Raw genomic sequence first — 25,655 nt, 5'->3', positions numbered from 1 at the left:
CTGGTTCAGGCGTGAGGGGGAGCGGTCGAGGGCGGGCGTGGCGGGCCGCGCGCGGGCGGCGGGGCGGCCTCGTGCTGGACGACGAAGACCGAAGCCGGCCGAACGGTCGAACCGCGCAGAGGCTGGAGCACGGGCGGTTCCGGCAGGGCGGCCGCGAAGGCGAGGACGCAGGCGGCGCATTTGGCCCCGGCCATACCCTTGCCCGAGCCCTGTTCGCCATCGACGCCGATGGCGATGGTCTGGGGGCCCTCGGTCGAGCAGATGACCATAGGGTGGCCGGGCGTCGAGGCCGCCAGCGCGGCGAACGGCAACAGGCTTCCGAACACGATCGCGAACGTCGCTGCCAGGAAGGCCAGCGAACGCACGATCGACCAGGATTCGGCCTGAGGACGGGTCACGGGGCGGCGATAGCGGAGGGCGGCGGCGGAGGGAAGCGCGGCTATTGGTCCTTCGCCGCCTGCGCCGCCTGACGCGGGCTGAACTTCGGCGCGGGGGCCAGGCGCATGACCTCCCCCTGATAGCGTTCGTCCTCGCCCTTGACCGCGAACGGCAGGGCGTCGGCGCAGGCGTTCAGCATGGCCTCCAGCCAGGGCTGTTCGGCCTTGTGGAAGTCGCCCAGGACGTGGGGCATGACCAGCTGCGGCTCGCCGGGATGGCCGATCCCCATGCGGGCGCGACGGAAGTCGGCGCCGAGCTGGCTGATCAGGCTGCGCACCCCGTTCTGGCCCGCCGCCCCGCCGCCGGTCTTCATGCGGAAGCGGCCGGGGGCCAGGTCGATCTCGTCGTGGAAGACGATGATGTCGGCGGGCGGGATCTTGTAGAAGCGCGCCGCCTCGCCGACGGCGTTGCCAGAGTTGTTCATGAAGGTCTGGGGCTTCATCAGCAGGATCTTCCGACCCTCGACCTCGCCCTCGGAAATCAACGACTGGAATTTCGCCCGGGCGGAGCCGAACCGCCACCGGCGCGCGATCTCGTCCACGGCCATGAAGCCGATGTTGTGGCGGTTCTTCTCGTATTTGGCGCCCGGGTTGCCCAGGCCGGCGATGATGAGCATGGCGCTATCCGGAAATGAAAACGGCCCCGTCCGTCGCCGGAGGGGCCGTTTCCGAAGGAGTGGATCGGTCGATCAGCCTTCCGACGTCTCGCCGTCTTCCGATGCGGCGTCGCCGTCCTGTTCGGAGGCGGGAACGTCGCCGGCCTCGATGGCGGCCGCAGCCTGTTCCTCGGCGATGGTCTCTTCGTCATGGGCGGCCGAGATGGCGGCCGACGAGGTCTTGATCGAGGCGATCACGAAGTCGCGGTCGGTGATCGTGGCCTTGACGTCCGACGGGACCTTTACGTCCGACCAGCGGATGGTGTCGCCCAGCTTGTGGCCGGCCAGGTCGACGACGAGGTCTTCGGGGATGTGGTTGGCGGGCACCAGGATCTCGACCGAGTGACGGACGATCTCGAGCGACCCGCCCTGACGGAAGGCCTTGCACTGGTCTTCGTTGATGAAGTGGACCTGAACCTCGATCTTGATGTCGGCGTTCTCGTCGACGCGCATCAGGTCGAAGTGCAGCGGGCGATCCGACACCGGGTCGAACTGCACGTCCTTGGCGATGACCGACTGGGTCTCTTCGCCGTACTTCAGCGTGACCAGGTGGCCCAGCAGCTTGCCGGTGTACAGGTTCTTGCGGAAGTCCTTCTCGTTGACCGAGATGGCGACGGGGGCCTTGTCGCCGCCGTACAGAATGCCGGGGACAGCGCCCGAGCGACGGGCGGCGCGCGCGCCGCCGGTGCCGGTGTTCTCGCGGACATCCACGTTCAGAATGATCTCGGCCATCTGGCTCGCCTCAACAACAAAAACGCCTGCGCAGACCAAGCTGCCCGCGCGGCGGGGTCATGGACCCTCGAATTCAAGAGCGCGGGTCATTACACGCAAGAGCCCGCGTGTGCAACCGCGTCTGAACGCTGAAGTCAGTTGGGCGCGGGCGAGGTCGCCGCAAGCGAGGCCGACGCGGCCTCCACAGCGACGCCCGTAGGGGCCGGCGTGACCCCTGCGGTAGCGATCGTCGGGGTCACCGGGACAGGAATCGTCGCCGCCGTCGTGCAGGTCGCGAGGTCGCGAACGATGTGGCGGCCGACGCAGAACATGTCTTCGTAGCTGGGGCGCGAGGCGGCCAGGCACTGGAAAAGGTTCAGCTTGGACATATCCAGGCAGAACTGGGCGTTGGTCTCGATCGACAGGGCCTCGGTGTTGGCGCGGGCGTCGTCGCCGGCCGCGCCCATGGCCGCCAGGGCCGCGATGGCCAGGGCGTTGACGACGGCGGGGGTATAGGGCGGTGCATGGGTCGCGGCGGGCAGGTTCAGCCCCGTTCCGCTGTTCGCGGCGGTGAACAGGCGCGCGGATTCCTCGGCCGAAGGCAGCATCTGCCCCGCCGAAATGGTCTTGGCCGTCTCCAGCCGGACTTCGCGATTCGGGATCGGCGTGACGGCCCAGCGGCGGCGCGGATCGTTCCGCTCCTGGATCGTATAGGCGTCCTGCTCGACCGCATCGGCGACGGCCGTGAGGGCGGCGATGTCCTGGCCCAGGGTCGAGATGATCAGACCGGCGGCGACGTCGGCGCCCGGCAGGTTGGCGGCGTAGGCAGGGTCGCGAATGATGTTGGCGATCACGTCGGCCCGCTGCTGCGGATCATTGGCGTAGGTGCGCACGCCCGCAACAAACTCCGGCGACTGCAGCGCCAGGATCGAGGCATAGGCGATCATGCCGCGCGACAGGGTGGCCGGGTCGTAGGCCGCGCCCTTGCGCATGGCGGCCTGGATAGCCTCGGCATCCTGGAAGCCGGCCTGGATCGTGCCCACGTCGCGGATGAAGGTGACATAGATCGACGCGGCCTGGGCCACGCCCTCGTTAAGGGTCACGGCCGGCGGCGGCGGCGGGGGCGGCGGCGGGGGCGGGGGGACGACCGGTTCGGGCGTGCTGCACGAGGCCAGGATGGCGGCTGCGGCCGCAGCGGCGATAGCGAGGCCGCGACGCGGAAGGGCCAGGCGCATGGTGATTTTCCCTACAAGGATACAGCGGCGCTTTCCCGGCGCCGTCGTCATATCGGCTTATAAGCCTTCCCCAAGGTTTTCCGATCGTTAATCACGTCCGACCGTTCAACTCTCTGGCGCCTCACGGCCAGGCTAGCCGTTGGGGCCGGAGTTCAGACGCTGGGTCGCTGACTGCCCGGGCGCAGGTGCGACGGGGGCGGGCCGGGGTGCGGCCGGCGGCGTCGGCGCCGCCTGGAACGGGGTCGGAACGATCGACGGCTCCAGGGGCGTCGAGGGCTGAAGCGGCTCCGGCGTGATCGCGGGCGAGCGCGTCGGGGCGGGGCTGCGTGCGCCGCTCTGGGTCGGGTTGCCCACGGTGATGATCGCGGCCGGCAGGGCGGCGCCCCGCGCACAGGTCGACAGGTCGCGGATCACATGCCGACCCAGGCAGAACATGTCCTCATAGGTGGGGCGGGCGGCGGCCAGGCACTGGAACAGGTTCAGCTTGGAACTTGCCAGACAATCCTGACTGGCGCGGTCGTACTGCAGGGCGTCGGTGTTGGCCCGGGCGTTGTCCCCGGCGGCGCCCAGGGCCGCGAGGCCGGCCATGGCGATGGCGTTGGTGACCGACGGGGCATAGGGCGCGCGCCGCGTGCGTCCCGCCGTCACGCCCAGACCTGATCCGCTGTTGGAGGCGGCGTACAGACGGGCGGTCTCGGAGCTCGATGGCGCGACCGGGCGGGACAGGTCCTTGATGGCCTGTAGCCGGCCCTCGCGGTCCGCCGGAGTGGCGCGGCCCCAGCCGTTCCGCTGATCGCCCGTGTACTGGATGTTGTAGGCGTCGCTCTCGACCGAATCGGCGGCCGAGCTGAGCGCGACGATGTCGGCTTCCAGAACCGCCATAATCAGACTGGCGGCGGCCTCGGCGCCGGGCAGGGTCGAGGCGTATTCGGGATTGGCGACGATGCGGTCGATGATCTGGCGCCTCACCGAGGGCTCGGCCCCGGCCTGACGCACGCCCGAAACGAACTCCGGCGACTGCAACGCCAGGATGGAGGCATAGGCGACCAGTCCGCGCGAAATCTGGTTGGCGTCATAGGAGGCGCCGCGACGCAGGGCCGCCTGCACAGCTGCGGGGCTGGCGAAGCCGCCCCGGACCGTCGCCATGTCGCGGGTGAAGGTCAGATAGACGGCCGCAGACTGGGCCACGCTGTCGTTCAGGGCGACCGGTGGCGGCAGCCGGGCGGCGATGGCTGCGGCCTCCTGCGCCGCCGCGATCGATGCGACCCGCATTTCCTCGGCCTGCAGTTCCGCCCGGCTTGGACCGCATCCGGCCAGCAGGCCTGCGACGGCGAGGGCGACCAGGGTCGGGCCCTGGCTACGGAAGGAAAGGCGCATTGGAAGTCCCCGAAAGCTTGCCCTGACTGAAACGTCCAGTCCGGCGGTTTTGAGGCAAGCCGAGCGACGTTTTCGTGATCAATCGAAGAGTTTGGAAACCGATTCCTCGTTGGCGATCCGCCGGATGGCCTCGCCGATCAGGGGCGCGACCGCGACGGTGCGGATCTTCGAACACGACAGCACCTCGTGCGGCTGCTCGATCGAATCGGTGATGACCAGTTCTTTCAGCGGGCCGTCGGTGACGCGCTGGACCGCAGGGCCCGACAGGACGCCGTGGCTGATGTAGGCCGAGACCTCCGTCGCGCCGGCCTCGATCAGGGCCTTGGCCGCATTGACCAGGGTGCCGCCCGAATCGACGATGTCGTCGAACAGGATGCATTCGCGGCCCGCGACGTCGCCGATGATGTTCATGACTTCGCTCTCGCCCGCCTTTGGGCGGCGCTTGTCGACGATGGCCAGGTCGACGTTCAGCCGCTCGGCCAGCGAACGGGCTCGGACGACGCCGCCGACGTCGGGCGACACGATCATCAGATTGCCGCGCGTGTAGCGATCCTTGATGTCGTTGGCCAAAACCGGCGTCGCCACCAGATTGTCGGTCGGAATGTCGAAGAAGCCCTGAATCTGACCGGCGTGAAGGTCCATGGTCAGGACCCGGTCCGCGCCGGCGCGGGTGATCATGTTGGCCACCAGCTTGGCCGAGATCGGGGTGCGGCCGCCGGTCTTACGGTCCTGACGGGCATAGCCGAAGTACGGCATGACGGCCGTAATCCGCCGGGCCGAGGCCCGGACCAGGGCGTCGATGCAGATCAACAGCTCCATCAGGTTGTCGTTGGCCGGATAGGACGTCGACTGGATCACGAAGACGTCCTCGCCCCGGACGTTCTCCTCGATGACCGCGAACACCTCGTTGTCGGCGAAGCGTTTCACCTGGGCCTTGGTGAGGGGCATGTCGAGGTGATCGGCGATGGCCTGGGCCAGAGACCGGTTCGAGTTGCCAGCGAGCAGCTTCATCCGGTCATCCTTTCGCCGTCATCGGGCCGCCAATGACGTCAGTTCCGTACTGGCGCGCTCTTTAGCAGCGCGTGGCCTCGTATCAAGCCGTGATTGCCCTTATCCGGCGCATGGCGCGTTGCGAACGCCGATGTTAGAGAACGCGATCTTGATACCCGGCGAGCCTCATGGCCCCGTCCGGGTGCGTGTGATGAGGTTCCAGGTTGCCGACTTCCTTCCAGTCTTCGTCCGTTTCGCGCCCGGTCGGCGTTGTCCTGATCGCCATGGCGGCGGTGTTGACGCTGTCGGCGTGCAACGGCGGTCGCGCCCGTCCGCGCCTGGCCTATGAGGAGCGCCCGGTCGAGCTGCTTTACAACACGGGCTACGAGCGGTTGCAGAGCCACCGCTGGGCCGACGCGGTGGACTATTTCCAGGAAGTGGAGCGTCAGCACCCGTATTCGGAATGGTCGCGCCGCGCGATCCTGATGCAGATCTACGCCTACTACCAGAACGGCAATTACGAGGAATCGATCGCTGCGGCGGATCGGTTCATCCAGCTGTTCCCGGGCAGCCCGTCCGCAGCCTACGCCTTCTACATGCGCGCGACCTGCCACTTCGAACAGATCGTGGACGTGGGCCGCGACCAGAATCAGGCCGAACAGGCCCTGACCGGTCTGCGCGACGTCGCCCGCCGCTACCCCGGTTCGTCCTACGCCACCGACGCGACCGTGAAGATCGACATGGTCAATGACCAGCTGGCCGGCAAGGAAATGAACATCGGCCGCTACTACCAGCGCGCCAACCAGCCGCTGGCCGCAATCGGCCGCTACAAGGCCGTCATCGACAACGAGGCCTTCCAGCGCACCTCGCACACGCCCGAAGCCCTGTACCGTCTGGTCGAGGTCTATCTGACGCTCGGCCTGAAGGACGAGGCTGAACGCAACGGCGCCGTGCTCGGCTTCAACTATCCGGGCAGCCCCTGGTACGCCGAAGCCTATGCCCTGTTGACCGAGGACGGACGTCAGCCGGAGACCGCCCCGACGGCCGAACGCGAAAGCTGGCTGCGCCGGATCATTCCGGGCTGACCGTTCCCGGCCTGTTCTGGTCTAGAGTGTCGGCGATGACGAATCGCCCCGGCCTCATGGCGTCCGCCCCATGCTGACAAGTCTTTCGATCCGCGACGTGGTGCTGGTCGACGTCCTCGATCTGGAGGTCGATCAGGGCCTGACTGTGCTGACCGGTGAGACCGGGGCCGGCAAATCGATCATCCTCGACGCCCTGGGCCTGGCGCTCGGCGGGCGAGGGGAGGCGGGGCTGGTCCGGTCCGGCGCCAGACAGGCCGTGGCCACGGCCGTCTTCACCGCCCCCGACGATGCCGACCTGATCGCGCTTATCAAGGAGAAGGGATTCGACGTCACCCCCGGCGATGAGCTGATCCTGCGCCGCGTCCTGTCCGCCGACGGCCGCAGCCGCGCCTACGTCAATGACCAGCCGGCCGGGGTCGCCGCCCTGCGCGAGATCGGCGCCAGGCTGGTCGAGGTGCACGGCCAGCACGAGACGGTCGGCCTGCTCGACTGGAAGACCCATCGCGGCCTGCTCGACGCCTACGGCGGTCTGGCGCCCCAGCTGGGCGGGGTCGCCGCCGCATCCGAACGGCTGAAGGCCGCCGAGACGAAGCTGGATGGCCTTCGCGCCGCCGCCGCCGATGCGGCCTCGCGGGCGGAAGAGATCACCCTGAACCTGGCCGACCTCGACGACCTCGACCCGCGCGAAGACGAAGAGACCGAACTGGCCGGCGAGCGCGCCGTCCTCGGCGCGGCGGAAAAGGCGGTCGCCGATCTGGCCGACGCTCGCATCAATCTGGGCGGCGACAAGCTAAGTCAGAAACTGTCCGCGGCCCTGCGCGCTGTCGAACATGCGCGCCAGCGCGCGACCCAGGCCGGGGTCGAGGCTGATCACCCGGTGCTGGTCCGCCTGACCAGCGCCGCGGAGGCCATCGACCGCACCATGGTCGAGGCCGCCGAAGCCATCGCCGAGGTCGACGCCGCCGCCAACGCCTTCGACTTCGAGCCGGGACGTCTGGACAAGGCCGAGGAGCGGCTGTTCGCCCTGCGCGCCGCCGCCCGCAAGCTGAACACCACCGTCCACGCCCTGCCGACGTTGCGCATCTCCCTGCGCGAACAGCTGCGCCTGATCGAGGACGGGGCAGAGGCGATCACCAACGCCGCCCGCGACGCCGCCGTGGCGCGCGAGACCTATGACGTCACCGCCAGCCTGCTCAGCTCCGGCCGCGAAGCCGCCGCCGACCGTCTGGCCAGGGCGGTGATGGAGGAACTCGGTCCGCTGAAGCTGGACCGCGCCCGCTTCCGTGTCGCCCTGGAGCCTGTCGCCGAAGGCCGTCGCGGCCCGCTCGGCGTCGAGACCGCCCGGTTCGAGATCGCCACCAACGCGGGGACCCCCTTCGGCCCGCTCGACGCCATCGCATCGGGCGGCGAACTGGCCCGCTTCGCCCTCGCCATGAAGGCGGCGCTCGCCGGCCGCGAGGACCAGCGTCAGCCGGTCATGATCTTCGACGAGGTGGATCAGGGCGTCGGCGGCGCAGTGGCCGAGGCCGTCGGCCAGCGGCTGAAACGCCTCTCCTCGGGCGCCCAGGTTCTGGTCGTGACCCACAGTCCTCAGGTCGCCGCGCGCGGCCACGCCCACTGGAAGGTGCGCAAGGCCGATGCCGCCGGCGTGACCACCACCACCGTCGACATTCTCGACGACACGGCCCGCCGCGAAGAGATCGCCCGGATGCTGTCGGGAGCCACGGTCACCGAGGAAGCCCGCGCCGCCGCTCGGTCCCTGATCGGCTGAAATCCCGGCGGCATCGCCGAGAATTCATGCGTGGCGGTTCGATTCCGCCTTCGCTCGGGCTCCTTCCCGACGGACAGTGACAGCCACGCTTCCCTTGCCCACAGGTCCATCCCGTGCAGATCGCGATCCTGACCTTCGACGGTTTCAACGAGCTGGACTCGTTCATCGCCGCCGGAATCCTGAACCGGATGAAGGGCAAGGGGTGGGAGGTCCACATCGCCTGTCCGACGCCGGAGGTCACCTCGATGAACGGCGTGACCATCCAGCGCCAGAGACCGCTCGAGTTCGCGGCCGATGCCGATGCGGTCCTGATCGGCAGCGGGATCAGGACGCGCGAGCTCGCCAACGATCCCGCCCTGTTGGCGCGCATCCGGCTGGACCCGTCGCGCCAGCTCATCGGCGCCCAGTGTTCCGGCACGTTGATGCTGGCCCGGCTGGGCCTGGTCGGCGACCTTCCCGCCTGCACGGACCTGACCACCAAACCCTGGGTCATAGAAGCCGGGGTGAACGTGATCGACGCCCCGTTCGTGGCGCATGGCAGTGTCGCCACTGCGGGCGGGTGTCTGGCGTCCCAGTACCTGGCCGCATGGATGATCGCGCGGCTGGCGACGATTAACGACGCCGAGGAAGCGATCCGCTATGTCGCGCCGGTCGGCGAGAAGGTGGCCTATGTCGAACGGGCGATGGCCGTCGTGAGGCCGTTCCTGACACTCGCTCGAACCTTCGCCGCCTGAAGCTCTGGTGTTGCGGAGGTGGAAACTAGCGGGCGCAGATCGGGGAGGGGCCGTCCGTCGTGGTGATCCAGCAGGCGCGGTCGCGCGGGTTGCGGACATAGACGCCGCCCACTGGGACGCGGCGGGTCGGGCCGAAGACCTCGAACAGGTGGCCCTCGCCCTCGATGATCAGCAGGCGGACGGCGATGTCCGGTCCATCGAGCTGGAAACTGCCGTCCCCGAACAGGGGCGTGAAGGTGCAGGTCGTCTCCTGCATCCCCCCGACGCTGCATTTGATCTGACGTGACCGGCCCGAGCGTTCGTCCGGTGCGACCGGCACTGGCGTATAGGCCTGTGCGACGGGTGCGGTTCCTGACGGCGAAGCGGCGGCGACGCTCGTCGCGAAGACGGCGGCGACAGCGACGCTCGCCATGGTGATGATGCGCATTCCAGACTCTCCCGACGCCTCCCGCGCCAATACGGCCGAGCTTCCGTCAGAAGGGCGTCGGCGTCCAGCACCGGAAAGGCCTAGACCCCCAGAATCCAGCCCTCTTCACTCTCGACCTGGGCGATCAGGGCCTCGTCGGTTCCCTTCTTCGGACCGAAGGCGGTCGACAGTTCGCCGCGCTCGTCCATGAGGGCGAAATGCTCTGCGGTCGTCCGAACCTGGGCCTGGTCCTTGAACTCGCCTTCGGCGGCGGTGGTCGGCCACATCGACGGCCAGACCTCGGCGACCAGCACCGACAGCGGTTCCACATCGGCGGGGTCCAGCGTCCGCCAGCCGGTGCCCAGTGGCCAGACGGCGCCCGACGAACCGAGGCTCTCCAGCAGCCGGCGCACCATCGGGATCCCGACAAGCGTCTGTCCCCCGACCGCGCCCGCGCCGTGCATCTGCCAGTTCGACTTGGGCTGCAGCTTGCCCTTGCGCACGGCGTTCTCGGTCGCGCGGTATTCGGGGATGTCCGCGCCCGCTCCGGCCGGCGGCTTGGTCGTGGTCAGCCAGCGCTGCGCCTGTTTCGCCGGGGCGCCCCACAGGGGCCAGGCCTCGTCGGTCATCAGCCGGTTCATCTTGGCCGCGACCTGATAGCGGTTGTTGGTGTTGTCGGCCTTGTCGACGACGTTGGCGGCGATGAATTTCCACATCGCGGTCCAGGCCGGGGTCTCGGTCAGGCCGAGGCGCTGGGCCGTGCCCACAGGATACCCCAGCGAGAAGTCGAAACCGACGAAGACCCGGTCGCCGCGCTTCCTGTGATCGGCCAGGATCGTCTTCAGCAGGGCCTCGCCCTCGGCCCGCGTCGCGACATTGTGGGTCTCGGTATAGAGGCGGAACCGGACGTCACGCTTGGCCACGCCGATCCAGACCGAGTTCTCGCCCAGCTTCTTGCCCTCGGCGGCGGTCCAGTCGGCAATCACATAGGCGTCGAACAGGCGGGCCACGGCGGGCTCCTTCAAAAGCAGCTGGCGATACAGAGGTGAGGGCTTCTAGCGCCCGGCGTCCTTCGCTGAAAGGGCGATCACCCTTTCAGCAACGCCTCGAGGTGCGACAGCCAGCGCCGGCCGAGCCGCATGGCCTCCGGCGGCGACCCCGCATGACCCGGCGCCATCGCGTTCCACAGGGCCAGTTCGAACTCCGGATAGCGGGCGTCGGCGAACAGCAGGCGCAGGGTCACCAGCTCGGCATCGGGGGCCATGATGTCCAGCGCCTTGCGTTGTTCTCCCCGTCGGACGCGGGCGACAACGTGGCCGTCGACGATGACCTCGCCGCCCTCGACCTCGTCGAAGGCGTAGACCAGTCCATGCGCTCCGCGATCCCACAGGACGGCGATCTGGCCGCCCTCGAAGTCCAGACCGGCGGCGCGGCCCTCATGCGCCGAGATGGCCTCGGCCTCGGCGACGGCGCCGAGCGATTTCAGCATGGCGCGACGCAGCCGGCGCTCCGGCTCCATCCACCAGTTCAGCGTCAGGGCGGCGGTGGTCAGGGCGGCGGCGGCCAGCGACACCAGCAGGATGACGCGCAGGGCCTCATCCATTTTGGGCCTCGTCCATCTCAGTCGGCCAGTTCGATCACGACCGGGACGTGGTCGGAGGGCTTCTCCATGTCCCGGGCGTCGCGATGGGTCTCGACCCCGACGAACCGGTCGGCCGCCTGGGGCGACAGCAGGTGGAAGTCGATGCGGATGCCGTGATCCCTCTGCCAGGCCCCGGCCTGATAGTCCCAGAAGGTGTATGTCCCCGGCGGCTGGCGACCCAGCTCCCCGGCTTCATACAGTCCCAGCCCCTTCAGCGCCCTGAAGGCGGCGCGGCTCTCCGGCTGGAACAGGGCGTCGTTGACCCAGGCGGACGCGTTCTTCGCGTCCTCGGGCAGGGGGATGACATTGTAATCGCCGCACAGGGTGAAGGACTCTTCCAGCGCCAGCAGGTCGCGCGCGTGGGCGTTCAGCCGCTCCATCCAGCGCATCTTGAAGTCGAACTTCTCCGTCCCGATCGGATTGCCGTTGGGCAGGTAGATTCCGCCGACGCGGACGGGTCGGGGCGCCTCGATCACCGCCTCGATGTATCGGGCCTGATCCTCCGCATCCGCATCCCCGGTCAGCAGATCCTGGCCCGGCAGGCCGCGCCGGACATCGCTGACCGGAAACTTCGAGAGCAGGGCGACGCCGTTGTACGACTTCTGGCCATAGACTTCGACGTTGTAGCCCAGGCTCTCGAACGGCTCCCGGGGGAACTTCTCGTCGACGGTCTTGATCTCCTGGAAGCAGACGACGTCAGGCTGTGCCGCCTCCAGCCATGCGAGCACAGTGGGCAGGCGGGCGTTGACCGAGTTGACGTTCCAGGTGGCGATGCGCATCGGCCGGACGCTAGGCGGCGTCGCCCGGCCCGGCAAGCGTCGCGCGCCAGCCGGGCCAATCTAAGAAGGGGCGAGTAAGCGCCCTACTGAGCAACCGGAGTCGCCGCGGCCGTGGTCAGCCGGCACCCGCCGCCGATCCGCTGGGCCTGTTCGCAGGGATAGACGTTCAGCGGCTCGAACCGGGGAGAGAAGACCACGACATAGCCGCCGCCCGCGCCGCATCTGGCCTCATAGACCCGGTTTCCGCCTGCCGAACCCATATAGCGGCTGCCGGTCACGTCGCATTCCGAGGCCTGGCTGCCCGCCAGCCGCGTCTTCAGCGTCGCGGCGGCCTCCTCGGGGGTCGAGAAGCGGCAGGTCGAGTTCTGGCTGGCGATGATTGCGCATTCGGTGGTGGCCCAGCCGGTCGCAGTCTTCTCGATTCTGTAGCCGTCCAGGCCGGCGCAGCCGACCTCGTAGATCAGGGTGTTCTCGGCCGTCCGTCCCAGCGGGACCCCCTCGTCAACGGTGCAGGCGATGCCGGCTTCGGCGGCGTAGCCGGCCACAGCGCGGGCGACGTCCTTGTTCTGGGCGATGACGCACTGGACACCGACGTCGGCATTGGGATTGGCGGCGCGATCCGCCTCGGCCTGACCGGCCAGCAGCACGCAGTCGCGCGCCTCGGGCGGGATCGAATTGACCAGGATATAGCCCGGCCCCCTCGCGCAGGCGGCCTCGTAGGTCACGCGCTGCCGGTCGGTGGTCTGGCCGATCACATTGGCCTCGACGACCTGGCAGGTCACGCCGGCGGCATTGGCGATGCGCTGGGCCGCCATGGCCGCGGCGGGCCCGGAGGTCGCCAGAGGCGCGGTGGCGCGGGCCGCGCCCTCCGCCGGGGCAGGCGTGGCTCCCGGGTCCTGGGGCATGCCTGATACCCCCGTATCCTGGGCGGAGACGGGGAGGGCGGTCAGCGCCGAGAGGCCGACCACGAGAGCGGCTCCGAACGCTGCGAGGGGGGAAAATTTGGACACGGCGACTGCTCCTGATCGGCAGGCCGAGCGTTGGTCCGACGATCCGGTTTGGTCAAGCCTCCCGACGCCGGAATTGCGCACCGGCGAGCCGTGGCCCGCCGGTGCGCGTCTTGCCTACTGTTCGGCCGCCGGGGCCGGGACCGCCGGGGCTTCCGGCACGATGGTCAGGCGGCAGCCGCCGCCGATGCGCTGGGCCGTCTCGCAGGGATAGACCTGCTGAACAGCGTATTGGGGGTTGAAGCGCACGATCACGCCGTTGCCGGCGCCGCACCTGGCTTCCCAGAAGGCGCCGTTGGCGTTTGCCCCCATATAGCGGCCCTCGGTCACGTCGCAGGGCGCGGCTTCGCTGCCGGCGATGCGGTTCTTGAACGTGGCGACCTGCTCGGCAACGGTCGAGTAACGGCAGGTCGCGCTCTGGGTCGTGACGATCGCGCATTCCGTCGTCTTCCAGCCGGCTGCGACCTTCTCGATCCAGTAACCGTCGACGCCGTTGCAGCCGACTTCATAGATCAGGTTGCCCTCGCTCGACTTGCCGATAGAGGCGCCCTGGTCGACCGGGCAGGCGATTCCGGCCTCGCTCGCATAGGCGGAGATGACGCGGACGACGTCGACGTTCTGGGGGATGACGCACTGGGTGCCGAGGTCGGCGGCCGGGTCACGGGCGCGGTCGATTTCGGCCTGTCCGGCCAGCAGGACGCAGTCCGCCGTCGTGGGTGGAGTCGTGGCCATCAGGATATAGCCCGGACCCGTGGCGCAGACGGCTTCGTAAGACTTGGCGCCATCCGGGGTGAGGCCGAGGAAATTGGCCAGACTCACCTGGCAGGGGACCGACGCCGCGGCCGCGATCGCCTGTGCGGCTGCAATGTTTTCCTCCGGGGTCGGCGGCGCAGGCGGCTGGTTTCGCGTGCGCTCCCGGTTGCGCCCCCGATTGTCCTGTCCGCTGGGCGCCCGGGTCGTCGCTTCGCCGCGGACGGTCGTCATCATGGAGTCCGGGGTCACCGTAGTGGTGCCGCTCTGACCATCCTGCGCCGATGCGGGCGCAGCGACCGCCATCGCCATGATTGCGGCGCCACCGACGGCTGCCAGAGTTTTCATGAACACGGACGCTCTCCTTGGAAACTGATTTCTGAGCCTTGGCGAGGCATGCTGTCGAGGTCAAGACCGGGCGCTGGACGCACCGGGCTTCTGTGGCCTATGGTCCAGCGCGTTGCATTTGGAGACGGACTTGGCGGACGGCGTCATCACGAGCGAAGGCGAGATCGAGCCCGGCGCCGACACCCTGCGTGGCCTGACCTATCCGCTCGGCGCCCCTCCGGCCCCGGGCGAGGCGATCGAGGCGGCGCCCGGCGTCCTGTGGCTGCGCCTGCCGCTGCCGATGCAGCTCAATCACATCAATGTTTACGCCATCGCGGACGGCGCCGGCTGGGCCGTGATCGACACCGGCATCCGCACGCCGGAGTCCATCGCGGGCTGGGAGGCGGCCCTGGCCGGCCCTCTGGGCGGCAAGCCGGTCACACGGGTCATCTGCACCCACATGCATCCCGACCACATCGGCCTGGCCGGTTGGCTGTGCCAGCGGTTTGACGCGCCCTTGCTGATGACCCAGCTGGAGTATGTCACCGGTCGGATGCTGGTCGCCGACAGCGGCCCGGCGCCCGAGGCCGCCGCGATCTTCTGGCGCGCCTCCGGCTGGACCGAGGACCAGATTGAGGGCTGGCGCTCAAGCTATGGCCGCTTCACCAAGGGCGTCTTCCACATGCCCGCCACCTATGACCGTCTGAAGGCCGGCCAGATCCTGTCCCTCGGCGGCGAGGACTGGACCGTCGTCGTCGGCAATGGCCACAGCCCGGAGCATGCCTGTCTGTGGCGCAAGTCGGATAACGTCTTCATCTCCGGCGACCAGATTCTGCCGCGCATCTCATCGAACATCTCGGTCTGGCCGACCGAACCCCTGGCCGATCCGCTCGACGACTGGATGACGTCGCTGGACAGGCTGGGAGAGCTGTTGCCGGCCGAGACCTTCGTTCTGCCCGGTCACGGCGAACCCTTCACCGGGATCCTGCCGCGCATCGAGGCCCTGAAGCGGGGACACATCGTGTCGTTGAAGCGACTGGAGCGGACCCTGCGCGAGCCCAAACGGGCCGTCGACGTCTTCGCCTCCCTGTTCGCCCGCCCGGTCGGCGACGGCATCCTGGGTATGGCCACGGGCGAGGCCATCGCCCACCTCAACTATCTGGCCGGTCAGGGCCGCGTGCGCCGCGAACGCGACGCCGACGGCGTCGACTGGTGGAGCCTCACCCAAACGGAGACCGCATGAGCGACCCCATCCGCCCCCCCGTCGGCGTTGAACTCGCCAACGGCGTCCTGACGGTCACCTTCGCCCGCGCGGAGAAGAAGAACGCCATCACCCAGGCCATGTACGGCCTGCTGGCCGAGGCCACGAACCGCGCCCGCACCGACGACGCCGTCCGTGTCCTGCTGTTCAAGGCCGAGGGCGACAGCTTCTCCGCCGGCAACGACATCGCCGACTTCATCGCCATCGGCGCCCAGGGTGGTGGCGGGCAGGTCGTCGATGCTCCCGTCTTCCAGTTCCTCAAGGCCCTCGCCGAGATGGACAAGCCTGTAGTCGCCGCCGTGCGCGGCCGGGCCGTGGGCATCGGCCTGACGCTTCTGCTTCACTGCGACATGGTCGTCGTGGCCGAGGACGCCCTCCTGTCCGCGCCCTTCATCAACCTGGCCCTGGCGCCCGAGGCGGCCTCGTCCCTGCTCCTGCCGCTCGCCGTCGGTCATCAGCGCGCGTTCGAGATCTTCGCTCTCGGCGAGCCGATCGACGGCAAGACCGCCCTCGCCTGGGGTCTCGCCAGCCGCGCCGTCCCCGCCGCCGAGGTTGACGCCACAGCCGACGCCCTGGCTGCGAAACTGGTCGCCAGGGCGCCCAACTCCCTGCGCAAGACCAAGCGTCTGATGCGCGACGCCGAGGCCCTGTGGGCGCTGATGCAGCGTGAAGGCGAAGCCTTCGGCTCCCAGATGTCCAGCCCCGAAGCCATGGAGGCCTTCATGGCCTTCACCCAGAAGCGGGCGCCCAACTTCGGCTGACCCTTGCTCCGTTACCTTTCGTCATCCTCCGGCAAGGCGCTATTCGCGCCGCAGACCGGGGGACCCAGCGGCGCCGAAGGCGATCTGTTCAGGCACGATGTTGAAGCAGGGCGTCCGCGACAGGTTCGCGCTCCCTCGCCGCGCTGGGTCCCCCGGTCTCCGCTTCGCTCCGCCGGAGGATGACGAAAGAACAGGGTGCCTTGATCCCGCCCCCCATTGCCCCTAAGCGCCCGCGCCATGAGCCCCGCGCCCGCCCTTTCGAACAGTTTCCGCATCACCCGGGAGACCGCCGCCGACCGTGACGAGGTCGATGGGCTGGTCATGGCCGCGTTTGGCCCGGGCCGGTTCGCCAAGACCGCCGAACGCATCCGCGAGAGCGCGCACCTGTCCGCCGCCTTCACGGCCCGCGAAGACGGCCGGCTGATCGGCTCGGTTCGCCTGTGGTCGATCACCGTGGATGGTCTCGACGCCCTGTTCCTCGGTCCCATCACCGTGGCGAAGGATGCGCGCAGCGGCGGTCTCGGCGCCGATCTGGTCGGCGCCTGCATCGGCGAGGCCCAGCATCGGGGCGTCGCCGGTGTCCTGCTGGTCGGGGACCCGCCCTATTTCCAGCGCTTCGGTTTCCAGCCCGCGCCGGACGTCCGCCTGCCCGGTCCGGCCGACCCGCGCCGCGTCCTCTGGCTGCCGATCACCAGCGCCGCTCCGTCGGGGCTCGCCCTTCCGGCCTGAGCGCCCTAAATCAGGACCATGAGCGGTCCCGAACCATCATCAGGCCTCGCAGGCGTCGCCGCCGCCGCCAAGCAGGCGCCGGGTCGCGGCCTGCCGCCCGTCCACCTCTGGCATCCGGCCCATTGCGGCGACATCGACATCGTCATCCGCAAGGACGGCGTCTGGATGCACGAGAACTCGCCGATCGGCCGGGCCGAACTCGTACGGCTGTTCTCGACCGTCCTGCGCCGCGACCCCGACGGCTATCACCTCGTCACACCCGTCGAGAAGATGCGGATCGAGGTCGAGGACCTGCCGTTCCGGGCCGTGACGATGCAGCGCGACGGCGGCGATCTGGTCTTCACCACCGATGTCGGTGACGAGACCCGCGCGGGCCCCGACCACCCGATCGTTGTCGAGACCGACCCGACGACCGGCGAGCCCGCGCCCCGCGTCCACGTCCGCGCCGATCTGGAGGCCCGGATCGTCCGCACCGTCTTCTATGACCTGGTGGAAATGGCCGAGGAACGCGACGGCCGGCTGCAGATCCGGTCCGGTGGCGTCTGGTTCCCGCTCGGCCCGCCCGGAGCCGGCGTCGAATGAGCCAAATGACGCTGAGGGACCGGCTGGCCGAAAAGCTGGCGCCGGCGGACGGCTGGCGGGTGGAAACGCGCGCCGTGCGGTCGGACTTCGATCTCAATCCCGGCGCCTCGCGCTGGTCGCCCGGCCCGCTGAAACCGGCGGCCGTCCTCATCCCGATCATCGCCGATCCTGAGGGCGCGCGCGTCCTTCTGACCCGCCGCGCCGACAGCCTGGCGAAGCACACCGGCCAGGTCGCCTTCCCCGGCGGCCGGCTGGATCCCGGCGAAACGGCGGTCGATGCGGCTCTTCGCGAGGCGAGGGAGGAGGTCGATCTGGACCCCGCCGCCGTCACCGTCCTGGGCCTGTCCGACGCCTACGAGACCGGCACCGGCTATCTGGTGACGCCCGTCATCGGCTGGATCGACGCCCTGCCGCCCCTGATCGCCTCTCCGGACGAGGTGGCGGAGATCTTCCAGGCGCCGTGGGACTTCTTGATGGACCCGGTCAATCACAGTCGTGACCATCTCGAGGCGCCCGCCGGGGTCAAACGCTGGTTCTGGGCCATGACCTGGAACGAGCAGTACATCTGGGGCGCGACGGCCGGGATTATCCGGGGCCTGCGCGCCCGTCTGTATGGCGATGAGCCGAACCTGCCGGCCTCGGCGGCCGAGGACGCGGCATGACCCGGCTCGAGAACGAGCCCTGGCTGACCAGCCCCGCCACGGTCGCCGTGTTCGATGCGCTGGAGGCGGCGGGCGGCCCCGACTGCGCCCGCTTCGTCGGCGGCTCGGTGCGGAACGCCCTGGTCGGACGTCCGGTCGATGACATCGATATCGCAACCCGGCTGAAACCCGAGGACGCGATGGCCGCGCTGAAGGCGGCCGGCATCAAGGTCGTGCCGACCGGGCTCGCTCACGGCACGGTCACTGCCGTCTCGGGCAAGAAACCCTACGAGATCACCACCCTGCGCCGGGATGTGGAGACCGACGGCCGCCGCGCCGTGGTCGCCTTCACCGACGACTGGGCCGAGGATGCCGCCCGCCGCGACTTCCGCCTGAACGCCCTCTACGCCGACCGGACGGGGGCGATCTTCGATCCGACGGGGCAGGGGGTGGAGGATGCGCTCGCCGGCCGCGTCGTCTTCGTCGGCGACCCCAGGACCCGAATCGAGGAGGACTATCTCCGCATCCTGCGCTTCTTCCGCTTCTTCGCCTGGTACGGCCGCAGCGACCCGGACGCCGAGGGCCTCGCCGCCTGCGCCGCAAACGTCGAGGGGCTGGCGCGGCTGTCCGCCGAGCGGGTTTCGAAGGAACTGCTGAAACTCCTGGCCGCACCAGACCCGCGCCCGGCTGTCCACGCCATGCGTGAGGCCGGCGTGCTGAACCGCCTGTTCCCCGTCGTCGCCGATCTCTCGGCCTTCGACAGGATCTGCGAGGGCGACGACGACGCCGTGTTGCGCCTGTCCGCCCTGCTGCCCGATGATCCGCCTGCCGTGGCCGGGATTGCGCGCGGCCTGCGCCTGCCCCGGGCGGTCGAGGTTCGCCTGGCCGCCGCCGCCGAAGGACCGCTCGACCCGGCGACGGGGGACCGCGAACTGCGGGCCCTGATCTATCGCCTCGGCAAGGAGGCCGTCCGCGACCGCATCCGGCGGGGCGGGGCGATCCGACCCGGAGCTGACACAACGCCGGTGTTGGCCCTGATCGACCGCTGGGCCGTCCCCCGTATGCCTGTCGGCGGTCGCGACCTCGCGAAGCTGGGCATCGAACCCGGCCCCGAGCACGGCCGCATCCTGAAAGCCTTCGAGGCCGAATGGATCGCCGACGACTTCCCCGCTGACGGCCATCAAGACCGACTCAGGCGGCTGGCGAAGCCGCCCTGACAAACCGGGTGATGACCGGCCGGTGGTCCGATCCCGTGGGCAGGCCCAGCCGCCGCTCCACCAGCGCCAGATCAGGCGTGCGATAGACCTGATCAATGGTGATCCCGGCGAAGGCGGGCAGCCGTGTCGGCCAGGTCCCCGGCCAGCCGGGCGCCGGGATCAGGTTTCCGTCGCCCTTCACGATCTTGCCGATCCGGGCGCTCGAGACGCTGTTGAAATCCCCGGCCGTGATCACCGGTCCCTCGACCGACCGCGCCCAGGCCGACAGCCCGTCGGCCTGACGGATCTGGGCCCACTGGAACTGATAGGGCCAGGGCCGCGTCATGTGCACGCCCGCCACCGTCACGGGGCCCAGTTCGGTCTCCGCCACGGCTCCCACGACGAACAGGGTAGGAATTCTCAGCCGGAGATCGCGCAGGGGCCTGCGCGATGCGATCACCGACCGCGACGCCCCGCTGGGCCGGTCGATCCGGCCGTTGACGGCCCGATAGGGATAGCCGGCCAGCACGCGATCGATCGCCGCCGCCGGGGCGTCGCCGAACTCGACCAGCACGACCAGATCAGCGTCCGACGCGGCGATCGACGCCGCCATCGCCTCGACGTCCGTGTTCCGGGCCTGAAGATTGGCGGAATAGACGGTGAAGCCCGGCGACCCGTCGGCGGGGGCTCCGCGCGGCGGCGCCCATTGTCTCCATCCCGCCGCCAACACGAGCGCGCAGACCGCCGCCGCCGCCGCGATCAGGATCCTCGACCGCAACAGGCCTGCGACCGCCAGCCCGACGACTGCTGCGACCAGCGCAGGGCCCGTGAACTGCGCCAGGATGTCGACCCACCGGTGCCCGATCCCGCTCAGGCCCGCGACGGCGATGCCCAGCGGGACCGTCAGCGCCAGCGCCAGCACGACCCCGGCGGCCAACCGCGCATGCGAAAGGACTCTGTCAGTCACGAAGACTTGCTATCCATGGTGAACACGGGTCGATGTGGCGCGTTGACCGGTCGCTTGGAGGGCGAACATGGCGAAGCGATCCATCGGGGATATCGAGAAGATCTGGTCCAATGTCGAGGGCGTCAAGAAGCTGTCGGACCGCGCCATTGGCCTGGGCCCGTTCGGCATCGGCATGGACGGCCTGCTCACCTGGATCCCGATCGTGGGCACGGTCTACAGTGTCGGAGCGGCCGGCTGGCTGCTGACGCAGGCGGTCAGGGCCAAGGCCGGGCCGGGCACGATCGCTCGCATGATCGGCTATCTGGGCGTCGACGTCGCGACCGGCGAGGTTCCACTGGCCGGCGACGTGGTCGACTTCTTCTTCCCCGGTCACCTGCTGGCGGCCAAGGCGCTGCAGAAGGACATCGAGAGCACCCACTGGGTCGAGGCCAACGAACGCGACGCCCGCGCCTCGGGCGACCATGACCGGCATGTCGCCACGATGCAGGCCGATCCGAAAAAACGGCGCATCGTCTATCTGCACGACTGATGCGGCTGTTTCGCTTGACGGATCGGTCGGGGCCATCCCTATTCCGGCCATCGAGACTGGCCGGACCTGCTGAATGACCCCCATGCTGACGCGAGACGAGCTGGCCGTGGCCCTGGGTCAGGCGGGCGACGGCGACCGGGCTGCGTTCAAAATCGTCTACGAGGCGACCTCCGCGAAGCTATTGGGAGTCTGCCTGCGTATCTTGGCTGACCGCCAATTGGCCGAGGACGTCTTGCAGGACACCTATCTGACAGTGTGGAGGAAGGCCTCGACCTTCGACCCCTCGCGCGCGAGCCCGATTACCTGGCTGGTGACCATCGCGCGCAACCGGTCGATCGATCGTCTGAGGTCGGCCGCACCGATGCGCCGTACCGCCCCGGTCGAGGATGCTCACGACCTCGCCGACGCCGCCCCCCTGGCGTCCGAAGTGATCGAGACGACCGACGAGGTAGGCCGCCTGAATGTCTGTCTCGACACCCTGGAGGGCAGGGTGCGCGGCGTGATCCGCACCGCCTTCATGGAAGGCGTGACCTATGAAGCCCTGGCGACCCGCGAGAACGTGCCTCTGGGCACGATGAAGAGCTGGATCCGCCGGGGGTTGCTGAGGCTCAGGAGCTGCCTCGAATCATGACCGATCTTCCCCCCGACGACACCGGCGCCGACGACGCCCTGGCCGGCGAACTGGCCCTTCGCGTCCTGTCGCCCGCCGAGGAACGCGCCGCCCGCGCCCGCGAAGCCTCCGACCCCGCCTTCGCCGCCGAGGTCGAGGTCTGGAACGAACATCTGGCCGGTTTCATCGCCGAGATCCCCTCGGTCCAGCCGTCCCCCCGCGTCTGGCCCCGGATCGAGGCCGGCATCGCGCCTGTCGCCGCGAACGACAACCGCGCCGGCTTCTGGAGGATGTGGGCCCTGGGATCGACCGGCCTGCTGGCCGCCAGCCTCGTCGCCGTCGCCCTGCTGGCCACCCGTCCGACCCCGGCGCCCATCGTCCAGACGGTCCCGACCGGCGGTGTGACCCGCGTCGCCACTATCGCCATGACTGATGGCGGGACTCCTGTCGTGGCCCTGGCCTACGACAGCGCGACCGGAAATCTGTTCATCGCTCCCACGGACGCGATGGATGGAGCCAGCGCCGTGCCGCACCTCTGGCTGATCAAGCCCGGCGAGGCGGGAGTTCAGCTGATCGGCGCCATCGACGGCTCGACCGCCTCGCATCACCACCTGACCGACGTCCTCGCTTCCACGGCGGGGCAGGCGGTCGCGGTCGCCATTTCCATGGAGGCGCCGGGCCACACGCCTGCCGGCGACAAGCCCGACGGCCCGGTCGTCGCCACCGGTGAACTCCAGGCCCTGTAGTCGCATCCGGAACGGCCGGGCCGCCGTATCTGAATCGACCGGCTCGTTTCGGCGCCGCCTCGTGCGACGTCGTGGGTCCTGACAGCCGCGATCCGGTCAGCGGGGAGGCCTCCCAGCCCTTCCAACGGTCTCCCCGCACGCCTCGTTTCCTGCGATACCCATCAACGGATCGACCCAGGACCCCAATGAATTCAATGCTCGGCTCTATTTAGAGCCTTTGAACGCGCATACCCTCGGGGTGCTCGCACACTGATCTCCGCATTCCAACGGAGATCGAAATGCCTTCCAACCACAGCGCGCGGCTGGACCTGCCCTATCTGGCGGCCGGTCAGCTGCAGAAACACGTCACCGTCAACGAGGCCCTGACCCGGCTGGACGCCTTGGCCCAGACGGCGGTCGTCAGCCGCACCGTCGCGGCCCAGCCCGCCAATCCCGATGACGGCGCCCTCTACATCCTGCCCGCGACCCCGACCGGCGCTGTCTGGTCGGCCTGGTCCGGAGGCGATCTGGCCCGCGCAGAACTGGGCGGCTGGACCCGCGTCCCTGCTCCGACCGGAACCCTGGCCGTCGTGCTCGACGAGGGCGCGCTCGTCGTGCGCGGCGAGGACGGCTGGAGACCGTTCCCGTCCCGGCTCCAGTCCCTCGAGCGCTTCGGCCTCAACACCACGGCCGACGTCGACAATCCGTTCGCGGCGAAGCTGAACAAGGCCCTGTGGACCGCCCCGCCGTCAGGCGAAGGCGGCGACGGCGACCTGCGCTTCACCATCAACAAGGACAGCGCCGCCGATGTCCTGTCTCTTCTGTTCCAGAGCGGCTACGGCGGCCGGGCCGAACTGGGCCTGATCGGCGACGACGATCTGAGGCTCAAGGTCAGTCCCGACGGCTCGGCCTGGCGCGAGGCCCTCCGCATCGACAGGGACGACGCCCGCGTCTGGTTCGCCCTTGGCGCGACCCGCGCCGAAACCGTCCGCCTGACGACCGGCGGCGACTTCACCGCGCCCGCCTGGGCCCGGCTTCTGATCGTCACGGCTCTCGGCGGCGGCGGGGGCGGTGGCGCGGGCGCGTCGGGCGTCAGCGGCGTCCGCCAGGGCGGCGGCGGCGGGGGAGGCGGCGGCCTGTCCCAGGCGATCTGGCGCGTCGAGGACCTCCCCGGAGACCTGACCGTGGCCCTCGGTGCGGGCGGTCCATCCGGGGCATCGGGCGGCGACACCATGATCACTTCGTCCGGCGTCACCCTGCTGACCGCGCGCGGCGGCGGCGCGGGCCAGGACGGCGCCTCGGGCGGGGCGGGCGGCTCGGCCGGCCCCGGGGTGATCGGGGGCAACGGCGGCGGCGGGGGTTCGGCGACCGCGACGGCGGGTCCAGGCCAGAGCCTGATCTGCGCCGGAGCTCCGGGCGGCGGGGGCGGAGGCGGCGGTCTGGATGCATCGGGTGTGGCGCGGGCCGGAGGCGCAGGCGGCCCCGGCGGCGCGCTGGCCTGTCCGGGCGCCGGCGGCGCGGGCGGCATACTGGCGGCAGGCTCGGCCGGATCGTCTCCTGCCTCGATCCATGCGGCGGCCGGAGGCGGAGGAGGCGGCGCGGGCGCGGTCGCATCCGGCGCGGGTCCGACGGGCGGCGCAGGCGGCGGTTATGGCGCAGGTGGAGGCGGCGGCGGTGCGGGCGTCAGCTCCGGCGGCGCGGGCGGAGCCGGATCGGGCGGGATCGTCATGATCCTGATCCAGGGATGAGACCGATGCCGCACGTCGACGCCGCTCCCTTCTCAGACGGCCTCGCCTTCTACGGAGAAGGCCCCCTGCTGGACATCGAGGCGCTGGACGCCCCGCGCCGCATGTCTCGCGACGAGGGCCGCCGCGCCGCCGGACCCGACTGGTTCTGGACCCACCTGACCCTCGACGAGGAATTCGACAATGATTGAGAACGATACCCACCCCCCGGCCCAGCCGCTCGCCGAGGCCAGATGGCTGTGGCGCCGGCTCTATGTCTTCGCGGCCAGCTTCGCCCTGTGGCGCTCCCTGTCCGGCGTCGTGGATCGCACGGAGCCGGCCGCCCTGCCGGCCGTGGCGTCCGGCCTGATGTCGCTGCTCGCCCTGATGCTGGTCCTCTATCTGGTCGCCCCGACTGCCCAGCAACTGGTCGCCCTCCTGGCCGATCTGCGCCTTCGTCTCGGAGGCGGGAAATGAGTTTCAGTCTCTCCGACCGCTCCCGCGCCCGGCTCAGGGGCGTCCATCCCGCTCTGGCCGGGGTTATGGAGGCCGCCATAGTGACCACGCCGGTCGACTTCATGGTCACCGAGGGCCTGCGCACGAAGGAACGGCAGGCCGCCCTGGTCCGAGCCGGAGCCAGCCGTACCCTGAATTCGCGCCACATCACCGGCCATGCGGTCGATGTCGCGGCCGTGGTCGATGGCGCGATCCGCTGGGACTGGCCGCTCTATCCACGCATCGCCGAGGCCATCAAGGCGGCGGCCAGGGCCAGGGGCGTGGCCATCGTCTGGGGCGGTGACTGGCAGCGCCTGCGCGACGGACCGCATTTCGAGCTGGACCGGAAGGTGTTCCCGTGACGCCGCCGATCCTGCGGACGCTTCAGCCGCTGGGTTGGCTCGCCGCCGGCGCCGCGGTCCTGGCGGTCGCCGCACTCGTGCTCGGCGGCCTCGGCTTCCGCTGGGATCCGTTAGGCCTCGGCAAGCGACGCCTCGACCGCGCTGAAGCCTCCGCCGTCACAGCCGTCGCCGAGTCCGCCGCGCGAATCGCCGAAGCCGAAGGGCAGGCCGCACAGGTCGCCCGCCTCGACGCCGCTGTTCAATCCGCCGTGACGCTGGAGCGCGTCACCGCCCGATCCATCCAGATTGCGAGAACTGCCGATGACGCCTCTCTTCCGCTGCCTGCCGATCGCGTCGATCGCCTGCGCGACCATGACCGCGAGCTGTGCCGGGGCGCTCCCGACCTCCTGGGTTGCCCCCCCGCGCCTGACCCTTCCGGCGATGGCGAGCCGGCCGTGTGAGCTGCATCGCCTGCCTGACACTCCTACCCTTGGCGATCTGGAAGCGGGATACATGACGCGCGGCCGCCAGATCGCCGACTGCGACGCCGCCCGGCGGCTGGCGGTCGAGACCCTGACGGCGGAACGTGCGGCTGGCGAGGCGGTCCGAACGCCCTGAATGTCCTTGGAAAGTTGCACTGTCTTGCACTCCGTTTCGCAAAAACAGCGCAACGCACCCGGCAAAACCTGCCGGGCGCCCGGCAGGTTTTGCCGTCCGGCCCGTGAAACGGCAAATCCTGCCGGGCGAGAGGCATGGTTAAGGCAAGGTACCATAGGTATTTCAACAGGTTGTTCGCTTGTCGAAATTGCGACGACTGGCCTGCCGATTGCTTCTTGGGTCTCCGAGCAAAATGCTCTCGACGGTCAAAACGACGGTCGAACACCTTGAAACAAGGACTTTCGTCATGGCGCTGAACAGCGTGAACACGAACTCGGGCGCAATGGTCGCCCTGCAGAACCTGCAAACCACGAACGCCGAACTGGGCGTCGTGCAGGGTCGCATCAACACCGGCAAAAAGGTCAACTCGGCCAAGGATAACGGCGCCGTCTGGGCTATCGCCCAGGGTCAGCGCAGCGAGATCAATGCTCTGGGCGCCGTCAAGGACAGCCTGGATCGCGGCTCTTCGGCCGTTGATGTCGCCATGGCTGCCGGTGAATCCGTCTCCGACCTGCTGATCCAGCTGAAGG

Annotated in this window: 30 protein-coding genes and 1 pseudogene; 18 read left to right on the top strand and 13 right to left on the bottom strand. The window is 69.4% G+C overall.

The annotated features are described in order from the left end of the window. Positions 1-5: 5 nt before the first annotated feature. The 6 genes and pseudogenes from RMO01_RS13850 to RMO01_RS13825 all read right to left on the bottom strand — a co-directional run bounded on the left by RMO01_RS13850 (position 6) and on the right by RMO01_RS13825 (position 5,427). On the bottom strand, positions 6-398 hold the full coding sequence (locus tag RMO01_RS13850; RefSeq protein ID WP_309629642.1) for a DUF2946 family protein: 393 nt from the start codon (positions 396-398) through the stop codon (positions 6-8). 41 nt (positions 399-439) lie between these two features. Next, positions 440-1,054, bottom strand: coding sequence for an aminoacyl-tRNA hydrolase (gene pth, locus RMO01_RS13845; RefSeq protein ID WP_309629641.1), 615 nt, complete (start codon positions 1,052-1,054; stop codon positions 440-442). 159 nt (positions 1,055-1,213) lie between these two features. Next, a pseudogene (locus tag RMO01_RS13840) lies at positions 1,214-1,825 on the bottom strand (50S ribosomal protein L25/general stress protein Ctc); the annotation flags it as partial. Positions 1,826-1,959: 134 nt separating this feature from the next. After that, positions 1,960-3,039, bottom strand: a complete 1,080-nt coding sequence (locus RMO01_RS13835; protein WP_309629640.1) for a hypothetical protein — start codon at positions 3,037-3,039, stop codon at positions 1,960-1,962. Positions 3,040-3,171: 132 nt separating this feature from the next. Continuing rightward, on the bottom strand, positions 3,172-4,416 hold the full coding sequence (locus tag RMO01_RS13830) for a hypothetical protein (RefSeq protein WP_309629639.1): 1,245 nt from the start codon (positions 4,414-4,416) through the stop codon (positions 3,172-3,174). A gap of 78 nt (positions 4,417-4,494) precedes the next feature. After that, entirely contained in the window at positions 4,495-5,427 is a 933-nt protein-coding gene (locus RMO01_RS13825) for a ribose-phosphate pyrophosphokinase (RefSeq protein WP_309629638.1), read from the bottom strand. Positions 5,428-5,690: 263 nt separating this feature from the next. Here RMO01_RS13825 and RMO01_RS13820 point away from each other — a divergent pair, with 263 nt between their 5' ends. The 3 genes from RMO01_RS13820 (at position 5,691) to RMO01_RS13810 (ending at position 8,996) form a co-directional block, all read left to right on the top strand. Further along, positions 5,691-6,491 carry an outer membrane protein assembly factor BamD gene (locus RMO01_RS13820; protein WP_309629677.1) on the top strand — a complete coding sequence of 267 codons (801 nt, stop codon included), beginning with the start codon at positions 5,691-5,693 and terminating at the stop codon, positions 6,489-6,491. 70 nt (positions 6,492-6,561) lie between these two features. Continuing rightward, positions 6,562-8,262, top strand: a complete 1,701-nt coding sequence (gene recN, locus RMO01_RS13815) for a DNA repair protein RecN (protein ID WP_309629637.1) — start codon at positions 6,562-6,564, stop codon at positions 8,260-8,262. A 113-nt stretch (positions 8,263-8,375) separates the two neighbouring features. After that, positions 8,376-8,996, top strand: coding sequence for a DJ-1/PfpI family protein (locus RMO01_RS13810; protein ID WP_309629636.1), 621 nt, complete (start codon positions 8,376-8,378; stop codon positions 8,994-8,996). 25 nt (positions 8,997-9,021) lie between these two features. Here the strand turns inward: RMO01_RS13810 and RMO01_RS13805 are convergent, their stop codons facing one another. From RMO01_RS13805 to RMO01_RS13780, 6 genes are all read right to left on the bottom strand, one after another. Further along, positions 9,022-9,423, bottom strand: a complete 402-nt coding sequence (locus tag RMO01_RS13805; RefSeq protein ID WP_309629635.1) for a hypothetical protein — start codon at positions 9,421-9,423, stop codon at positions 9,022-9,024. A gap of 80 nt (positions 9,424-9,503) precedes the next feature. After that, positions 9,504-10,412 (bottom strand): cobalamin biosynthesis protein CbiG, encoded by a 909-nt coding sequence (locus RMO01_RS13800; protein ID WP_309629634.1) that lies wholly within the window; start codon positions 10,410-10,412, stop codon positions 9,504-9,506. A gap of 77 nt (positions 10,413-10,489) precedes the next feature. After that, on the bottom strand, positions 10,490-11,005 hold the full coding sequence (locus RMO01_RS13795) for a hypothetical protein (RefSeq protein WP_309629633.1): 516 nt from the start codon (positions 11,003-11,005) through the stop codon (positions 10,490-10,492). A 17-nt stretch (positions 11,006-11,022) separates the two neighbouring features. Beyond that, complete coding sequence (gene xth / locus RMO01_RS13790) at positions 11,023-11,823, bottom strand: exodeoxyribonuclease III (protein WP_309629632.1); 801 nt, start codon at positions 11,821-11,823, stop codon at positions 11,023-11,025. Between the two features lie 83 nt (positions 11,824-11,906). Continuing rightward, positions 11,907-12,833 (bottom strand): hypothetical protein, encoded by a 927-nt coding sequence (locus tag RMO01_RS13785; protein ID WP_309629631.1) that lies wholly within the window; start codon positions 12,831-12,833, stop codon positions 11,907-11,909. A 114-nt stretch (positions 12,834-12,947) separates the two neighbouring features. Next, a complete protein-coding gene (locus tag RMO01_RS13780) occupies positions 12,948-13,928 on the bottom strand; it encodes a hypothetical protein (protein ID WP_309629630.1) in 981 nt (326 codons plus the stop codon). Positions 13,929-14,058: 130 nt separating this feature from the next. Between RMO01_RS13780 and RMO01_RS13775 the strand changes: the two genes are divergently transcribed. The 6 genes from RMO01_RS13775 (at position 14,059) to RMO01_RS13750 (ending at position 19,098) form a co-directional block, all read left to right on the top strand. Then, positions 14,059-15,150 (top strand): MBL fold metallo-hydrolase, encoded by a 1,092-nt coding sequence (locus tag RMO01_RS13775; RefSeq protein WP_309629629.1) that lies wholly within the window; start codon positions 14,059-14,061, stop codon positions 15,148-15,150. Then, on the top strand, positions 15,147-15,929 hold the full coding sequence (locus RMO01_RS13770) for an enoyl-CoA hydratase (RefSeq protein ID WP_309629628.1): 783 nt from the start codon (positions 15,147-15,149) through the stop codon (positions 15,927-15,929). Before RMO01_RS13775 ends, RMO01_RS13770 begins: the two co-directional genes overlap by 4 nt. Before the next feature lie 237 nt (positions 15,930-16,166). Next, complete coding sequence (locus RMO01_RS13765) at positions 16,167-16,658, top strand: N-acetyltransferase (protein ID WP_309629627.1); 492 nt, start codon at positions 16,167-16,169, stop codon at positions 16,656-16,658. An 18-nt stretch (positions 16,659-16,676) separates the two neighbouring features. Then, complete coding sequence (locus RMO01_RS13760) at positions 16,677-17,240, top strand: DUF1285 domain-containing protein (RefSeq protein ID WP_309629626.1); 564 nt, start codon at positions 16,677-16,679, stop codon at positions 17,238-17,240. Next, positions 17,237-17,902: a CoA pyrophosphatase gene (locus RMO01_RS13755; RefSeq protein ID WP_309629625.1), complete on the top strand. Its 666-nt coding sequence runs from the start codon at positions 17,237-17,239 to the stop codon at positions 17,900-17,902. The genes RMO01_RS13760 and RMO01_RS13755 overlap by 4 nt, the downstream gene beginning before the upstream one ends. Further along, complete coding sequence (locus RMO01_RS13750) at positions 17,899-19,098, top strand: CCA tRNA nucleotidyltransferase (RefSeq protein WP_309629624.1); 1,200 nt, start codon at positions 17,899-17,901, stop codon at positions 19,096-19,098. Before RMO01_RS13755 ends, RMO01_RS13750 begins: the two co-directional genes overlap by 4 nt. Here the strand turns inward: RMO01_RS13750 and RMO01_RS13745 are convergent. Continuing rightward, the gene (locus tag RMO01_RS13745) at positions 19,073-20,044 is read right to left on the bottom strand and encodes an endonuclease/exonuclease/phosphatase family protein (RefSeq protein ID WP_309629623.1); all 972 of its coding nucleotides are present in this window, start codon (positions 20,042-20,044) and stop codon (positions 19,073-19,075) included. The two genes, RMO01_RS13750 and RMO01_RS13745, sit on opposite strands and share 26 nt — an antisense overlap. Positions 20,045-20,111: 67 nt before the next feature. On the opposite strand from RMO01_RS13745, the gene RMO01_RS13740 reads away from it, so the two are divergent. The 9 genes from RMO01_RS13740 to RMO01_RS13700 form a co-directional block, all read left to right on the top strand. Then, positions 20,112-20,573 (top strand): DUF4112 domain-containing protein, encoded by a 462-nt coding sequence (locus RMO01_RS13740; protein ID WP_309629622.1) that lies wholly within the window; start codon positions 20,112-20,114, stop codon positions 20,571-20,573. Between the two features lie 73 nt (positions 20,574-20,646). Beyond that, positions 20,647-21,204, top strand: a complete 558-nt coding sequence (locus RMO01_RS13735) for a sigma-70 family RNA polymerase sigma factor (RefSeq protein ID WP_309629621.1) — start codon at positions 20,647-20,649, stop codon at positions 21,202-21,204. Beyond that, positions 21,201-21,929, top strand: a complete 729-nt coding sequence (locus tag RMO01_RS13730; protein WP_309629620.1) for an anti-sigma factor domain-containing protein — start codon at positions 21,201-21,203, stop codon at positions 21,927-21,929. The genes RMO01_RS13735 and RMO01_RS13730 overlap by 4 nt, the downstream gene beginning before the upstream one ends. A 278-nt stretch (positions 21,930-22,207) precedes the next feature. Further along, positions 22,208-23,656: a DUF2793 domain-containing protein gene (locus RMO01_RS13725; RefSeq protein WP_309629619.1), complete on the top strand. Its 1,449-nt coding sequence runs from the start codon at positions 22,208-22,210 to the stop codon at positions 23,654-23,656. 5 nt (positions 23,657-23,661) lie between these two features. Next, positions 23,662-23,844: a hypothetical protein gene (locus RMO01_RS13720; RefSeq protein WP_309629618.1), complete on the top strand. Its 183-nt coding sequence runs from the start codon at positions 23,662-23,664 to the stop codon at positions 23,842-23,844. Continuing rightward, entirely contained in the window at positions 23,837-24,109 is a 273-nt protein-coding gene (locus RMO01_RS13715; RefSeq protein WP_309629617.1) for a hypothetical protein, read from the top strand. The genes RMO01_RS13720 and RMO01_RS13715 overlap by 8 nt, the downstream gene beginning before the upstream one ends. Further along, on the top strand, positions 24,106-24,489 hold the full coding sequence (locus RMO01_RS13710; protein ID WP_309629616.1) for a M15 family metallopeptidase: 384 nt from the start codon (positions 24,106-24,108) through the stop codon (positions 24,487-24,489). The genes RMO01_RS13715 and RMO01_RS13710 overlap by 4 nt, the downstream gene beginning before the upstream one ends. Then, positions 24,486-24,929 carry a hypothetical protein gene (locus RMO01_RS13705; RefSeq protein ID WP_309629615.1) on the top strand — a complete coding sequence of 148 codons (444 nt, stop codon included), beginning with the start codon at positions 24,486-24,488 and terminating at the stop codon, positions 24,927-24,929. The genes RMO01_RS13710 and RMO01_RS13705 overlap by 4 nt, the downstream gene beginning before the upstream one ends. Before the next feature lie 443 nt (positions 24,930-25,372). Then, positions 25,373-25,655: flagellin (locus tag RMO01_RS13700; RefSeq protein WP_409013083.1), on the top strand; the 283-nt coding region annotated here is incomplete at its 3' end.

This window comes from Brevundimonas sp. (assembly GCF_031412435.1).
Taxonomy (GTDB): Bacteria; Pseudomonadota; Alphaproteobacteria; order Caulobacterales; family Caulobacteraceae; genus Brevundimonas.
The sequence above is the reverse complement of the archived record's forward strand: the minus strand, read 5'-3'. Positions and strand labels throughout refer to the sequence as shown.